The sequence below is a fragment of the Bacillus cereus group sp. TH152-1LC genome (assembly GCF_027710505.1).
GTDB lineage: Bacteria > Bacillota > Bacilli > Bacillales > Bacillaceae_G > Bacillus_A > Bacillus_A mobilis.
This window is the reverse complement of the sequence record NZ_JAQFNK010000009.1, coordinates 159,885-176,390: the sequence shown is the minus strand read 5'-3', so window position 1 is coordinate 176,390 and position 16,506 is coordinate 159,885. Positions and strand designations below refer to the sequence as shown.

Sequence of the window (16,506 nt, the reverse complement as noted above, 5' to 3'; positions counted from 1 at the left end):
TATTTTTTATGCTGAAATAGAAGGCATGTAGGATGAATGCTAGAAAAGAATGTTGGCATACATTTTGCAATGTAAAGAGAAAACAATGTAAAGAAAAGGATGGGGTACGTAATGAACACAAAAAAATTTGCTAAAGTAAATGAACAAATTCCTGGACCGAAAGCAGCGTCTTTATTAGAACGCCGCCAAAATATAGTACCAAAAGGAGTAAGTAACGGCATCCCAACGTTTGTACAATCTGCAAATGGTGCTCTTGTAACAGATGTTGATGGCAATCAGTACATTGATTTCGCGGGAGCAATCGGAACAATTAACGTAGGGCATTGTCATCCAGCTGTTAAAGAGGCGCTCCATAAACAAGTAGATCAATACATTCATACTGGATTTAATGTCATGATGTATGAGCCATATATTGAATTAGCAGAAAAACTTGCGGCATTAGCGCCGGGAAGTTTTGATAAGCAAGTACTATTTTTAAATAGTGGTGCAGAAGCAGTTGAGAACGCCGTGAAAATCGCGCGTAAATATACAAGAAGATCTGGTATTATCGCGTTTTCTAAAGGATTCCACGGGCGTACATTAATGACAATGACGATGACAAGTAAAGTAAAACCATATAAATTTGGATTTGGCCCATTTGCGCCTGAAGTCTATAAAGCACCATTCCCGTACGAATATCGCCGCCCAGAAGGATTAACGGAAGAGCAGTACGATGACTTTATGATTGAAGAGTTTAAGAATTTCTTCATATCAGAAGTAGCACCAGAAACAATTGCAGCCGTTGTAATGGAACCTGTTCAAGGGGAAGGTGGATTTATCGTTCCAAGTAAGAAGTTTGTGCAAGCAGTACGCAATATTTGTTCAGAACACGGCATCTTATTTGTAGCGGATGAGATTCAAACAGGATTTAGCCGTACAGGAAAGTACTTTGCCATTGATCATTATGATGTCGTTCCAGATTTAATTACGGTATCTAAATCGTTAGGTGCTGGTGTACCGATTAGTGGTGTTATTGGACGTAAAGAAATTATGAATGAGTCTGCACCGGGAGAGCTTGGTGGAACGTACGCAGGAAGCCCACTAGGATGTGCGGCAGCATTGGCAGTACTTGATGTAATAGAAAAAGAGAATTTAAATGATAGAGCGATAGAATTAGGAAAAGTCGTAATGAACCGATTCGAAGAGATGAAAAATAAATATAATTGCATTGGTGATGTGCGTGGTTTAGGAGCAATGTGTGCATTCGAGCTCGTTCAAGATCGTAAGACGAAAGCACCTGATAAAACGTTAACAGCTAACTTGTGCGCAGAAGCAAACAAACGCGGATTACTTCTACTATCAGCAGGGACATACGGTAATGTGGTTCGTGTGTTAATGCCATTAGTTATTACAGATGAGCAACTTGAAGAAGGATTAACAATCATTGAAGAATCATTGCAAGTCTGTTATGAAAAAGCAAATATTGCTCGTGTTTAAAAGCTAAATAATAAATCGCAAACATTCTAGCTGACTCTATATAAAATGCAGAAAATTCACTTTATAATAAAGGTAGTGAAGTGAATTGATGGGTTGGAAGTTAGGGGTGGCTAGGATGGTTGCAGAAAAGGAACGAATGTTAATGGATTTACAAGATGTATTTGAATATGCGTTTGACGAAATTTTTGTAACTGACGAAAAGGGAATCGTTGTGCGTGTAAATAGTACATGTGAAAGGCACTATCAACTAGCTGCTAAAGAGTTAGTAGGTAAGCATGTGAAAGAATTGCAGAAGGATGGTATCTTTTATCCATCAGCAACGTTAGAAGTAATTGAAAAAAAGAGACCGATTGAACTCGTTCAAACGACAAAATCAGGAGAGTATTTACATGTTCGTACGAGGCCTGTTTTTGACGATGAGGGAAATTTAAGAAGAGTAATCAGTTACTCTCGTGATCTTACAGAACTCTACCAATTACGTCAAAAGGTAGAGGAAATGGATAATCAGTTAAAAACATATAAAAAAGAATTAAGAGAAACGTATGAGCATGAAGGACTTATTTTTAAAAGTATCGCTATGCAAAAAATAGTTGAGACAATTAAGAAAGTATCTGTGGTAGATAGTACAGTTCTCGTTTTAGGTGAGACAGGAGTAGGGAAGAGTCGATTAGTACGTCATTTACATGAAGTGAGTAACCGGAAGAATGAAAGTTTCTATGAAATTAACTGTGCGGCATTGCCAACGAATTTAATTGAATCAGAGCTTTTTGGATACTCAGGTGGATCTTTTACGGGTGCGAATCGTGAAGGGAAAAAGGGACTATTAGAATCCGCGCATAAAGGAACTCTTTTCTTAGATGAAATTGGCGAAATGCCGCTTGAAATTCAAGCGAAGCTTTTGCAAGTGTTGCAAGAAAAAACGTTTCGCCCTATTGGCGGAAGAGAATTAAAAAAAGTGGATGTTAGAATTGTAGCAGCAACAAATCGAGATTTAAGTATGATGGTGAAACAAGGAACATTCAGGAAAGATTTATATTATCGTCTGAATGTCATTCCAATTTTAATTCCGCCACTCCGGGAAAGAACGGAAGACATTTTGCCGCTCATTTATCATTATTTACAGCACTTTAACGAGAAGTATGGCCGAAATGTAAAATTAGCACCTAGCACATTGCAAATGTTTGTTGGTTACCCATGGGAAGGAAATAATAGAGAAATAGAAAATGTGATTGAGCGAATTGTTATAACTGCTGATGATATCATTACGATAGAAGACTTGCCAATAGCGATGCAAGAATCAACGGTTGAACAGTCCGGTCAAAGTCTCTATAAAATGTTAGAAGAAGTAGAACGGAATATTATTTTGAAAGCATATAAAACATATGGATCGAGTTATAAAGTAGCGGAGTTTTTAAAAATAAGTCAATCTGCTGCCACTAGGAAAATAAAGAAACTTATAGAGGAGGAAGAAAACATTGGATAAAAAAGCGACGTTCGTAAATGTAGAGAAAAAGGCGATGTATATAAATGGTGAGTGGATTACATTGCAAGAACAAATCGAAGTAAATAATCCAGCAACGAAGGAAATATTTGCGACAGTACCAAAGGGCGGGGTAACAGAGGCAAAGCAAGCTGTTGATGCTGCTCATGAAGCTTTTAAATCATGGTCTAAGTTAACGGCAGCAGACCGTGCAGTGAAGTTGAAAAAATGGTTCACACTTATCGATGAAAATAAAGAAGAGATTGCAGCGATCATGACGAGAGAACAAGGAAAGCCATTTGCAGAAGCACTTGGTGAAGTGAATTATGCAAATAGCTTTGTTGAATGGTATGCAGAAGAAGGAAAACGCGTATACGGTGAAATGATTCCTGCTTCTCATCCGAATAAACGTATTTTAGTTATGAAGCAACCAGTTGGGGTTATGGCAGCTATTACACCTTGGAATTTCCCGGCCGCTATGATTACGAGAAAGGTAGCTCCGGCACTTGCAGCAGGATGTACGGCAGTTGTAAAACCTGCAAGTCAAACGCCGTTAACTGCGTTGAAATTAGCTGAATTAGCTCATGAAGCGGATATTCCAAAAGGCGTAATAAATATTGTAACAGGCAGTGCGAAAGCAATCGCTGATACGTGGATGGAAGATGGACGTGTTCGAAAAGTTTCCTTCACAGGATCAACAGAAATTGGGAAAGAATTAATGGCCAGTGCTGCACAAACGATGAAAAAAGTTTCACTTGAGTTAGGTGGTCATGCGCCGTTTATTGTTATGAACGATGCGGACTTAGATAAAGCGGTAGAGGCGGTAATCGGTTCGAAATTCCGTAACGCAGGACAAACGTGTATATGTACAAACCGAGTATTTGTTCAGGAAGAAGTGTATGAAGTATTTGCAGAGAAGTTCCAAAAGGCAGTAGGGCAGTTGAAAGTAGGAGACGGTTTCGGTGACGGAACGACTGTAGGACCACTTATTGACGAGAATGCAGTTTCGAAAGTACAGGAACATATCGAAGATGCTATTAAACAAGGTGGAACAGTTTTATATGGTGGCCAAAAGGTTGCAGAGCTAGATGGACACTTTATGCAACCAACTGTAATTGGATTGGCGAACGATATGATGCTTTGTATGAATGAAGAAACATTCGGTCCAGTTGCACCAGTTGCAAAATTTAAAACGGTTGAAGAAGTAATTGAACGTGCAAATAATACACCATACGGTTTAGCTGCATATATTTTTACAAAAGATATTAGTCAAGCATTCCAAATTAGTGAAGCATTAGAGTACGGCATTATCGGATTGAATGATGGTCTTCCATCAGTTGCACAAGCACCGTTCGGTGGCTTTAAAGAGAGTGGTATTGGCCGCGAGGGAGGCCATTTCGGTATCGAGGAATATTTAGAAATTAAATATATTTCATTAGGACTATAAGTAGTATACTAGAATCTCTATAAGGTAACAGAGAAGGAGATTCTAGTATGGTATATTGGCTATTATTACTCGTAACAATTATTTTTGAAGTAGCTGGAACAATTGCGATGAAATTATCAAACGGTTTAACAAAGCTCGTTCCAAGTGTACTAATTTTCGTGTTTTATGGAATTTGTTTCAGCGTATTTGCTATCGTTGTCAAAAAAATTCATTTAAGTATCGCTTATGCCATTTGGTCTGGTGTAGGAACATTACTTATTACAATCATTAGCGTGTATTTCTTTAAAGAACACATTAGCTTATTCCAAGCATTTTGTATTCTCTTTATTGTTTTAGGAGTAATTGGACTTAAGGTTTCATCGGCATCATAAAAGGCTATCTTCCGGTGTGGAAGATAGCCTTTTATTTATATTAAAATGCCCAGTTACCTTTACGGAAGATTGGTTCATGTCTTCCATCATCTGTAATACCATCGATATCAAGCTCAGCTGATCCGATCATGAAGTCGTTGTGTGTAATACTAGTATTTGCTCCGTTTTCAGCAAGTTCTTCTTTAGACATTGTTTTTCCGCCAACTAAGTTGAATGCATAAGCACTTCCGATTGCAAGGTGGCAAGATGCGTTTTCATCAAACAGCGTATTGTAGAATAAAACATTTGTGTTTGAAATCGGTGAATCGTGAGGTACTAAAGCTACTTCTCCTAAGAAGTGAGAACCTTCATCTGTTTCTACTAAATGTTTTAAAGCCTCTTCACCAGTTTCAGCTTTATAATCTACGATACGTCCGTTCTCAAATGTTAACGTGAAGTTATCGATAATGTTACCTGCAAATGCTAACGGTTTTGTGCTAGATACTTGGCCGTTTACACCTGTTTTAAGTGGCATTGTAAACACTTCTTCAGTTGGAATATTCGCCATAAATGGTACGTTCTTTTCATTTAAGCTACCAGCACCAGCCCATACATGCTTTTCTGGAAGTTCGATTGTTAAATCTGTTCCAGGACCTGTATAGTGAAGAGCTTTATAATGCTTTTCGTTTAAGTAATCAACTTTTGTATGTAACGTTTCATCGTGTTCTTTCCATGCTTCCACAGGATTTTCTAAATCAGCACGAGTAGCTTTAAAAATAGCATCCCATAGTTTTGCTTCTTGTTCTTCTGGCGCAACGTCAGGGAATACTTTCGCAGCCCATTCTTTCGTAGGGACAGAAATGACACACCAGCTTACTTTATCAGTTTGTACGTAATCACGGTATACTTTCATTGCTTCCCCAGCTACTTTATGAGCTGTTGCAATACGCGTTGCTTCTACACCTTTTAATAAATCCGGGTTTTCTGCATAAATAGACATAAATGCAGCGCCTTCTTTTGCTAATTCTTCACGAGCGTGTGCTTTCCAAGATGGGAACTCAGCGAATGCTTCTTCAGGAGCTAGATCGAACTTTAAGCGTGTTAACGTCTCATCATTCCAATCCACATATACGTGTTTTGCACCAGATTTATATGCTTTTTCTGTAACGAGGCGTACAAATTGTACAGCTTCAAGAGGTGCACTAATTGATAATGTTTGTCCTGGTTGAATATTAACACCAACATTGACTGCAAGGGCAGCATATTTCTCTAACGTTTGTTCAAATGACATATGTATAATCTCCTTTAATTTGAAAGATTTCTTACTATATATAATACAAGAAAATTCAAAAAATATATATAAATATAGCGTAAAAAGAGAGCTCAAAATATATTGAGCTCTCATCGTTATTTAATTGAAGAAGCAAATTGTTCCACAGTCGTCGAATTGTGTATGCGAACACGTTTCATTTTTAATAATTCATCGGGTTCACCTTTTGTAATGAATTTTCCGGGTTTTGTTGTCGTCGCGAACTGATAATATTTCTTCGTTTCTGCAACGACTTTATCATCGACATGACCGAATGGATAAGCAACTGCGATAACGGGCTTACCTGTTATTTTTTCTAGCTTTTCTTTCGATCCCTTTAATTCTTCTTCATAGTTTGTAATCTTCGGTAAGTCTGCATGCGTTGCAGTATGAGATTGCATGGAGAAAATGCCGGAATCGACCATTTCTTTTATGTCAGATGTAGAAAGAGATCCTTCAGCATCAACATTATTAACGATCATATATTCTGTTGCCGTTGGTTTAAACGTATCGTCTTTTAGTTTTTGCAAAATATGAAATGCATTCATATTATTTTTCATACCGTCATCAAATGTAACAAAGATAGGTTTATTCACTTTATTTATATCGCCCCAACGTTCAAAAGTTAGTAATGTATAACCATTGTCCTTTAAATACTTCATTTGGGCTTCAAAGTTAGCGGGGGATACGAATAAATCTTTAATACCTTGTCCGTGATAATCATCAATTGCATGGTACATAAGAACGGGAACCTTTTGCTCGAAAGTAATAGCAGATTTAGTGAGTGGAATGGTTTTCCCATCCTCTGTCACTCCTATTGCTTCAACTTGAAATTCACCGCGTTTTCCTTCAAATTCTTTTATGTCAAAAGGAAGTGTAAATTGTTTCTCCTTTTCTTTAGAAGAAAAAGATTTAGTGTGTTCCTTTCCATCAGCGGTGCGCCAAATTTTATATTGTACCTCAGTTAAAGTATCCTTTATATCTGTCATATGAATAGTAGTATTCGTAGATTCGTGTGTAATTGGGTGATAAGAAATTTTACCTTGTTCTTGTACGGTCACTTCTTGTTTCTTAGTCTCTTGAACCTTTTTCTCTTTTTTAGGTTCAGGACTTACATTGCTACTGTTACAGCTAGCTAAAATGGCAGACGTACATAAAGCGATTGCTGCATATTTTCTCATAAAATCACCTTCTATTGTGTATTATGTTGCATACGTATTTAAAATCCCCACCGCTGTAAGAGAGGTGGGGACATACCCTTGTTCATCATATCATTTTAGTAATGAGATAGGTTAGTAACTTTCAATAAATCTATTCGTTCGTCTTCTAGTGAAGTTTACTTTATCCCGAATTAACGGGCAGTAAGATCCCACCTCAGAATTCAGCAAAAGCAAAGAGGTTAGGTGGGGGGAGCAACTGCTTGTAAAAGCCCGATTGGTGAGGGCTAATAATTAGTGGGGGTGAACAAATCCTCCACTAATTAAAGTTTTACTTTATAAGAGATATGAATTTTTCCATCGATGTATTAGGGCCTACAAAATGGCGTTTAATTAAGTACTGTTCGTTTGGCATTCCTTTTGTAATGTGATTGCCGTGATCAGTAGTTACTGCGAACTCATAATGTTTTTTTGTTTCTTCAACAGCTAGGTCATTATAAGAACCTACTGGATAGGCGAGAGCGATGACCTTTTTACCAGTAAGGGCTTCGATTTTTTCTTTCGAACTACGTAATTCCTCATCATAATTACTTGAATGAGCCATCATCGTATGATTAGCAGTATGTGATTGAATAGAAAAAATGCCTGAATCCATCATTTGTTTTATCTCATCTGTTGATAGACGATTTGGTTTGTCTATCTCATTTGCAGTAAGAAATTCAGTAGCCATAGGGTGAAATCTATCATCCTTTAATTTTTGTAAAATATGAAGAGCGTTCATATTATTTTTTCGACCATCATCCATCGTTACAAAAACAGGTTTGTTTACACGATTTATATCACTCCAACGTTCGAATGTAAGCATCGTATAACCGTTATCTTTTAAATGTTGCATATGTTTTTCGAATTGCTCAGGTGGTACGTATAATCCATAATCCCCATCACTTGGTCCAGGGTATTTTTCAATCGCATGGTACATTAATACGGGTACACTTTGCTGGAATGTAATTTTAGATGTTACTAGATTTGTTTCAGTATGATCTTCTTTGATTCCTACTGTTTCAATTTGAAATTCGCCACGTTTTAAATGAAATGATTTTAAATGTAGTGGGAGGGCAAAGTTACGTTCTTTTTCTTGTGAAGTAAAAGTTTGTTTGCTTTCAGGACCATCAGCAGTACGCCAAATATTGTAACGTACTTGTGTGAATGAGTCTCTTAAATCTTTTGTATAAAGCGTGGTGTTTTGTGCGTTATATTCATATGGATCCCATGTAATAGTTCCTTGTGTTAAAGGAAGTTCCACTGCTTTCGCTTTTTTTTGTTCAACTGTTTGTTTCGCCGTTGCTTCTTTTATTTGTTTATCACTAGTGCTACTAGTGTTACAACCTACGAGAATAGCAGAAGAAAGTAAAGCGATATATGTATATTTTTTCATTCTATCATCCTTCTATTGTGTTTTAATTATCATCAATTATGTCATGAAATCATCATTCGCATAAATGACACTAACTCAAATTTTCGATTTTAAAAAATTTGAATTATACCCTTGTACATCATATCATTATAGAATATATAGGGGAATACATTTTTGGAATAATTCGGAAAAACCCTTTATATTTTTCTGGTGAAGTTTACATGAAAATACATATAGAAGAAAATAAAAAAACTCCACCTAAATTTCCTTTTGAAAAAGGAGAAGTAAGGTGGAGTTTTTTATTAAATAAATAATCCAGCGATTGTTGCAGATAAGATAGAAGCAAGTGTGGATGCAAATAACATTTTCCAACCAAATTTAGAAACGATGCTTCCTTGTTTTTCAGAAAGGGCACGGATTGTACCAACAATCGCACCAATTTGGCTAATACTTGCGAAGCTAATTAAGAATACTGTAACGATTCCAACTGTACGTGGAGATAATGTTGATGCAACATCTTTTAAATCAAGGATTGCTACAAACTCGTTTAATACAATCTTCGTACCCATAATACCACCAGCTGGGATAATATCTTGAGTTGGAATACCCATTAAGAATGCGAATGGAGAAAGTATATAACCGAAAATTTGTTGTAAAGTAACAGCATATCCCATTGCACCTGAAGCTGCGCTAATTACGTAGTTTACAACTTCCATCACACCGATGAAGGCAATCATTAATGCGGCAACGATACCGGCTACTTTTAAACCATCGAGCGCACCGTTAATCATTGCACCGATAAAGCTGTCACCGAATAAAGTTCTATCAAATTTTTGAATCACTTCATCTTCTTTCTTCGTATCAACTGGTGTTAATAGCGAACAAACGATCAAGCTTGAGAATAAGTTTAGCGGAAGAGCTGCTAGTACATATTTTGCATCTAACATCATTACGTATGATGCTGTAACAGAAGCAGAAACTGAGCTCATCGCAGAACAACAAATGATAAACATACGGTTTTTATTGAAATGTTGTAAATCATTTTTAATAACGATTAATGCTTCACTTGAACCGAAGAATACAGAGTTTACTGCGTGGAATGACTCGACGCGTGGTAAACCAGTAATTTTTGAAATTGCACCGCCGACAACGCGAACGATGAATGGTAAAACACCTAAATAACTAAAGATAGAAAGTAGTGCTGAGAAAAATACGATAATTAATAGTACGTTTAAGAAAAAGACAAAATCTCTTTGAATTCCGTTAAAGAGAAAATCGACACCTGTCGTACCAAGTTTAATTAGTTTGTTGAAAACTTTACCAATGAAAATAATGATTTGTTGACCAATCTTTGTGCCAAACATAAACCAACCGATTAAAATTTGAAAACCAATCATAATAGCAATTGCACGGAAGTTGATTTTACTTCTATTGTTTGACAAAGCAAAGCATAAACCTAAAACGACAAGAATACCGATAATGCTCATTACATATTGCATGTAGTTGCCCCTTTCAGAAGTTCGTATAAAGTTTGTACATAAAACGCTCGTTATATTACTAAAAATAAAACAAAGAGGTTTTATGTCATACGTAAGATGTCTGACCTTTTAGAAAAATAAAAATAAAAAAAGACCCATATGGATTCACTTTCATCTATGAGAGAAAGCTAATCAATATGAGTCCTTTTTTGCACATAGGCTAATATTCATTAGTTTTCCCCATAGTCCAGCAATTTAAGGTTGCCGGGTAGAAACTCTCGATCCATATTATCGAATATATATGAGGTAACATCGTCCGTATTAAATTAGTAGTAGCGTAACATTAACAGAGAACTATCGTCAATAGCTTTTTTTCTTCCGATAGAAATAGACCATATAAGTATGATAAAATGTAACGCAGTGTTATGAAAAAGAGAGGTCGGAAAATGAGTACAAAAATGACGCCACCAGTTGAGAAAAATGAGTTTATAGATGTAGTATTTGAAGATTTAACACATGATGGTGCCGGTGTTGCGAAAGTAAAGGGCTATCCTATTTTCGTTAAAAACGGATTACCAGGTGAAGAAGCACAAATTAAAATTATTAAAGTGAAGAAAAACTTCGCATTTGGTCGTTTAATGAAACTTCATACAGAAAGCCCATATCGTAAAGATGCAGAATGCCCAGTGTACAATCAGTGCGGCGGTTGTCAGCTTCAGCACTTAACATATGAAGGACAATTACAAGCGAAAGAAAAACAAGTACGTGACGTTATGCAGCGCATTGGCGGATTAAGCGATGTTCCTGTGCATTCTGTACTTGGCATGAAGAACCCATGGGTATACCGTAACAAAGCACAAGTACCAATTGGAGAACGTGAAGGTGGTCTTGTAGCTGGCTTCTATCGCCAAGGAACACATGACATCATTAATATGGAATCATGTTTAATTCAGGCAGAAGAAAACGATACATTAATCCAGGAAGTAAAACGTATTTGTGAAAAACACGGTATTTCGGCATACAACGAAGAGCGTAATAAAGGAACACTTCGCCACGTAATGGCTCGTTACGGACAAGTAACAGGGGAAATTATGCTTGTCTTCATTACTCGTACAGCAGAATTACCAAACAAAGAAGCAATCATTGAAGAAATTGCTTCAAAATTCCCAGAAGTAAAATCGATTGTTCAAAACGTAAACACGAAACGTACAAACGTAATCTTTGGAGACACAACTACAGTACTGTACGGATCAGAATACATTTATGACTTTATCGGTGACATTAAATTTGCAATTTCAGCACGTTCATTCTATCAAGTAAATCCAGAACAAACGAAAGTGTTATACGATAAAACGTTAGAATACGCAAAATTAGATGGTAACGAAACAGTAATTGATGCCTATTGTGGAATTGGATCAATCTCCTTATTCCTAGCGCAAAAAGCGAAAAAAGTGTACGGTGTTGAAATTGTTCCAGAAGCAATCGAAGACGCAAACCGAAACGCAGCACTAAACAACATGACAAACGCTGAATTTGGTGTAGGAGAAGCAGAAGTAGTCATTCCAAAATGGTACAAAGAAGGCGTAATCGCTGACACAATGGTCGTAGATCCACCGCGTAAAGGTTGTGATGAGGCACTACTAAACACAATCATCGACATGAAACCGAAACGCGTCGTATACGTATCATGCAATCCAGCAACATTAGCACGTGACTTAAAAGTACTAGAAGAAGGCGGATATAAAACGCAGGAAGTACAACCTGTTGATATGTTCCCGCATACAACTCATGTGGAGTGTGTGGCTTGGCTTAAGTTGGTATAATAGGAAAGCAGTTGATATAGGAAAATCTATACCATCTGCTTTTTGGTTTATTGAGAATTTGAAATTGCATTCATATTGAGAGGATTTGAATTTGAAATGATAGATAATTTTTGGCGTGATTTACCACGACCATTTTTTGTACTTGCACCAATGGAAGATGTGACAGACGTTGTTTTCCGTCATGTAGTAAGTGAAGCTGGTCGCCCAGATGTATTCTTCACAGAGTTCACAAACTCGGATAGCTATTGTCATCCAGAGGGTATGAAAAGTGTACGTGGTCGTTTAATTTTTACAGAAGATGAACAACCGATCGTGGCGCATATTTGGGGAGATAATCCTGAATACTTCCGCCAAATGAGTATTGGCATGGCAGAGTTAGGATTTAAAGGCATCGATATTAATATGGGTTGCCCTGTACCGAACGTAGCATCAAGAGGAAAAGGTAGTGGCCTTATTCTACGTCCAGAAGTTGCGGCAGAGCTTATTCAAGCAGCAAAAGCGGGCGGATTACCTGTCAGCGTAAAAACACGACTTGGCTTTAAAGAGTTAAGTGAATGGGAAGATTGGTTAACGCATATTTTCAAACAAGATATCGCAAACCTTTCTATTCACTTACGTACAAGAGAAGAAATGAGCCAAGTGGATGCGCATTGGGAACTAATTCCGGAAATTAAAAAATTACGTGACCGTATCGCACCAAATACGCTAATAACAATCAACGGAGACATTCCTGACCGTAAAGTCGGACTGGAACTTGCTGAAAAATACGGCATTGATGGTGTTATGATTGGACGAGGTATCTTTAAAAATCCGTTTGCTTTCGAAAAAGAGCCAAGAGAGCATAGCCGTAAAGAACATTTAGATCTTTTAAGACTACAACTTAATCTGCAAGATCAATATGCAGAAGTATTACCACGCTCTATCACAGGACTACATCGCTTCTTCAAAATTTATGTAAAAGGCTTCCCAGGGGCTGCTGAACTAAGAAATCAATTGATGAGTACAAAATCAACTGATGAAGTACGCGCATTACTTGATAAGTTTGAGGCGAGTGTAAATGCGGTAGAAAGTAGTGAAACGGTGTAACTCTCTGAAGTAGAGGGAAATGGATTCTGTTTATCCCGCTTTAATGGGCAGTAAGACCCCCACCTCAAAATTCAGCGAAAGCAAAGAAGTTAGGTGGGGGATGAAGAAAACCCCCACTGATTAAAGTTTCACTTTATTTAGTTTTGACTTCTGTTGTAGATAACGATAGAAAGAAAACAGTTTTATAAACGTATTGAACCAACCAGCAGTTTTGTATTTCCGTGTATGTGGAGTTTGTGACTGGCATATAGGGATAGTTTGAATAGACAGATGGGAATCTTGACTCAGATGAGTAGGAATTCCCATCTGTTTTTTGTTTTAATATATTAAAAAAGTAATAAGTAATGTTGTACATTTTTACCTAAATAGAGTGGTATTTGCTTCATTTTAAGTAAGCTGAGTTGTATTATAAGTAAATGAATTTTTGTTGCTGAAAAAAATTGTATGACCTTTAGTAATGACAATGTATGTATCTCGCAACTGAGTAATAAAAATATTAAATGATTATGCAAACAATTCCTATATTAAATCTATAAAAAACATTATAATAGTGAGAAATATGAAATATTTTGTCGAATTAACAATAATTACATAGCAAACTTATAGTATTGATTAGTTTTAAATAAGAATTTAAGTTTGAATATAAATATATATTTTCAATGAAATGGAGTTCGTTTTTATGTTGAAGGAACAAACAAGGTATTCTCGACTTGCGAATATAACTAAAATGATTAATACAAAGTTAGATTTACGTGAAGTTTTAGAGCAAGTCACAATAGCAATTTCTGAAGAAATCGTTCAATGCGATTCTGTTGGTATATATTTGCCGCAGGAAGATGGGACGTTTAGGGGATATGTAGGAAAACCAGAAGTTATTAATGGATGGACACTGGATATGCATGTCATTGATACAGATATTGATTTGCTGGCGAAAGAAGTAATTGAAACAAAAAAAGCCATCTATATACCGGATACATCAAAGGATAGTAGGCCGGATCCGAGAGCAGTGGAAGGGTTTCGAATTAAATCTTTATTCGTACTTCCTATCTCTTTTGAAGAAGAGTTATTTGGTCTAGTTTTTTTATTTGATTATGGAATTCCCATGAATTTAACAGAGTCAGAAATTCAAACGGTTGAGGCATATGTGAATATGGCGGCCGTTGCCATTCAAAATGCGAACAATTTAACTCATAAGGTAAACCTTATTGCTGAAAAACAGCTTTTGCTTGATGTGACACGGGATCTATCTATGTGTTCCTCTATGCAGGAGAGTCTTGACACTTGTTTTTCATATTTGGGAAAGGTTTTAGGTAATTATAATATCGGAGTTCATTTACTAGAGCCTTTAGCGGAGAAAAGAATTAAACCAGTGAAATTAAGTAAAGATTCCGAATGGACAGAAGAAGACTGGATGAAGACACACGATAAGATACAATTTGATCAAAGCAATGATAGAGTCACGCAAGAGGTTATTAAGACAAAAAAATCAATCTGGATTCCAGATGTTTATACAGATTCGCGGCCAAACCATGATGTTTGTCGTAATTTTGACATGAAGGGACTCTTGATGCTGCCATTGGTTTCAATGGGAGAGGTATTAGGACAAATATCTGTAGTCAATCTAGGTGATAGTAATTTCAATTATTCTGAAGCACAAATACAGCTGTCACAATCTATTGTCGATGCAACTACCTCCACGCTATCAAACCTTTTATATATGGAAAAACAGGAAGTCATTATCGAAGAGAGAACCTCAGAAATTACTGTGAAAAATAAGGAATTGGAGCGAGTAATAACTGAATTGCAACAGCTTAGCCGTGAGAAAGAATTGATTCTCAATTCTGCTGGGGAAGGGATTTTTGGTTTAGACCTTGATGGGAATATAACCTTTTGTAACCCAGCGGGTGCCTCCATGTTAGGTTATGATATGGAAAATGAACTAATAGGAAAACCATCCAGTATGGTTTTCAACGGAATTGAAACAGGACAGAAAAAGCAGGTGGCCTCAGGTTGTGATGAGAATTGGAGTCTGTACGATAAAACCGAGCAATTTTTTAGAAAAGATCAATCCTGCTTTCCGGTGGAGTATGTTATTTCCTCTATAAAAGAAGGGACCGAGATTGTCGGAGAAGTTATTACCTTTAAAGATGTAACCCAAAGGAAACAGATGGAGGAAGAAATAAAATATCATGCTTATTTTGATAGTTTAACAGATTTACCTAACAGAGTTCTATTAAAGGACAGGCTAACCCAAGGGCTGACATATGCTCAATTGCATGCTGAAAAATTAGCGGTTCTGTATTTAGATTTAGACAGGTTTAAATTTGTTAATGATACGCTTGGACATAGCTTCGGTGATCTATTACTACGAGAAGTTGCAAATCGATTAAGTGCCTGTGTCCCAAAAAGTGCTACGGTATCGAGACAGGGCGGGGATGAATTTACTATCTATTTACCCAATATCAAAAGTGAAAAAGAAGTGTTAAAGGTAGTAAATCGTGTCATTGATTCTTTTTCAAAACCATTTAATTTAGTAGAAAATGAAATGTATATGAAAACGAGTATTGGTATTAGTATATTTCCTGATAACGGTGATACGACTGAAATCTTAATTAAAAATGCAGACACAGCCATGTACAAATCTAAAGAAATATCAGGAAGCAGTTATCATTTCTTCAGTGAAGGAATGGATACCAGAACCTTTGAAAGCATCAAGCTAGAAAATGATTTGTATAAGGCTTTGGAACAAGAAGAACTTGAAATCTATTACCAACCGCAAATAAATGGTAAAACGAATGAGATTGAGGGAGTAGAGGCTTTAATTAGGTGGAACCATCGAGAACATGGGATGATATCGCCTGATAAGTTTATCCCAATAGCTGAAGAAACGGGATTAATAGTCCCAATAGGTGAATGGGTTCTGGAAGAGGCCTGCAAGCAATTAAAGAAATGGCACGATCAAGGTTTCCCATTAATTAGTATGTCCGTGAATTTATCTGCACGTCAATTTGAACAAAGTGATTTATTTGCTGTCGTTAAAAATGTGTTAGAGAAAGTAGAGTTATCTCCGAGGTATATACAACTAGAACTCACTGAGAATTTAATTGTTAAAAATACAGAATCAACTTTAAAAACAATGAAGAAATTAAAAGGTCTAGGAATAAATCTCGCTATTGATGATTTTGGCACTGGTTATTCATCTTTAGGTTATTTAAAAAAATTGCCTATTTCAACATTAAAAATTGATAAATCCTTTGTGCAAGACATGACAAAAGATGATGCAGCCATTACGAATACTATTATTACGCTGGCTAAGAATTTGAATCTTGACGTTATTGCTGAAGGTGTTGAGACAAAGGAACAGGTAGCCTTTTTATCTGCACGAAATTGTTATTTAATGCAAGGGTATTTCTTCAGTCGTCCTATAACAGCTGAAGACATGGAAAAGCTTTTTAATAGAGAAATCACTTTTAAATGAATGGGGAA

General features: G+C 36.5%; 11 protein-coding genes and 1 riboswitch. Of the genes, 7 read left to right on the top strand and 4 right to left on the bottom strand.

Translation table 11 applies throughout. The features are described 5' to 3' along the window. The first annotated feature begins 111 nt into the window (after positions 1–111). The 4 genes from gabT (at position 112) to PDL00_RS20495 (ending at position 4,774) form a co-directional block, all read left to right on the top strand. Positions 112–1,476, top strand: a complete 1,365-nt coding sequence (gabT, locus tag PDL00_RS20510; RefSeq protein WP_270730930.1) for a 4-aminobutyrate--2-oxoglutarate transaminase — start codon at positions 112–114, stop codon at positions 1,474–1,476. A 115-nt stretch (positions 1,477–1,591) separates the two neighbouring features. Continuing rightward, positions 1,592–2,959 (top strand): sigma-54 interaction domain-containing protein, encoded by a 1,368-nt coding sequence (locus PDL00_RS20505; RefSeq protein ID WP_242253144.1) that lies wholly within the window; start codon positions 1,592–1,594, stop codon positions 2,957–2,959. After that, the gene (gene gabD, locus PDL00_RS20500) at positions 2,952–4,403 is read left to right on the top strand and encodes an NADP-dependent succinate-semialdehyde dehydrogenase (RefSeq protein WP_242253146.1); all 1,452 of its coding nucleotides are present in this window, start codon (positions 2,952–2,954) and stop codon (positions 4,401–4,403) included. The genes PDL00_RS20505 and gabD overlap by 8 nt, the downstream gene beginning before the upstream one ends. 47 nt (positions 4,404–4,450) lie before the next feature. Then, positions 4,451–4,774 (top strand): DMT family transporter, encoded by a 324-nt coding sequence (locus PDL00_RS20495; RefSeq protein WP_000263262.1) that lies wholly within the window; start codon positions 4,451–4,453, stop codon positions 4,772–4,774. Between the two features lie 40 nt (positions 4,775–4,814). Here PDL00_RS20495 and PDL00_RS20490 read toward each other — a convergent pair whose 3' ends face one another. The 4 genes from PDL00_RS20490 to PDL00_RS20475 all read right to left on the bottom strand — a co-directional run bounded on the left by PDL00_RS20490 (position 4,815) and on the right by PDL00_RS20475 (position 10,132). After that, positions 4,815–6,044 carry an aminopeptidase gene (locus PDL00_RS20490; RefSeq protein ID WP_242253148.1) on the bottom strand — a complete coding sequence of 410 codons (1,230 nt, stop codon included), beginning with the start codon at positions 6,042–6,044 and terminating at the stop codon, positions 4,815–4,817. A gap of 116 nt (positions 6,045–6,160) precedes the next feature. Next, complete coding sequence (locus tag PDL00_RS20485) at positions 6,161–7,243, bottom strand: polysaccharide deacetylase family protein (RefSeq protein ID WP_270730923.1); 1,083 nt, start codon at positions 7,241–7,243, stop codon at positions 6,161–6,163. A 307-nt stretch (positions 7,244–7,550) separates the two neighbouring features. Continuing rightward, a complete protein-coding gene (locus tag PDL00_RS20480) occupies positions 7,551–8,654 on the bottom strand; it encodes a polysaccharide deacetylase family protein (RefSeq protein WP_242253152.1) in 1,104 nt (367 codons plus the stop codon). A gap of 281 nt (positions 8,655–8,935) precedes the next feature. Next, a complete protein-coding gene (locus PDL00_RS20475; RefSeq protein ID WP_001200509.1) occupies positions 8,936–10,132 on the bottom strand; it encodes a NupC/NupG family nucleoside CNT transporter in 1,197 nt (398 codons plus the stop codon). A gap of 202 nt (positions 10,133–10,334) precedes the next feature. Beyond that, positions 10,335–10,436: riboswitch (purine riboswitch) on the bottom strand. 121 nt (positions 10,437–10,557) lie between these two features. On the opposite strand from PDL00_RS20475, the gene rlmD reads away from it, so the two are divergent. The 3 genes from rlmD to PDL00_RS20460 all read left to right on the top strand — a co-directional run bounded on the left by rlmD (position 10,558) and on the right by PDL00_RS20460 (position 16,498). Then, the gene (rlmD, locus tag PDL00_RS20470) at positions 10,558–11,934 is read left to right on the top strand and encodes a 23S rRNA (uracil(1939)-C(5))-methyltransferase RlmD (protein WP_242253163.1); all 1,377 of its coding nucleotides are present in this window, start codon (positions 10,558–10,560) and stop codon (positions 11,932–11,934) included. A 96-nt stretch (positions 11,935–12,030) separates the two neighbouring features. Continuing rightward, entirely contained in the window at positions 12,031–13,020 is a 990-nt protein-coding gene (locus PDL00_RS20465; protein WP_270730920.1) for a tRNA dihydrouridine synthase, read from the top strand. A 679-nt stretch (positions 13,021–13,699) separates the two neighbouring features. After that, positions 13,700–16,498 (top strand): EAL domain-containing protein, encoded by a 2,799-nt coding sequence (locus tag PDL00_RS20460; RefSeq protein WP_097865335.1) that lies wholly within the window; start codon positions 13,700–13,702, stop codon positions 16,496–16,498. Positions 16,499–16,506 lie beyond the last annotated feature (8 nt).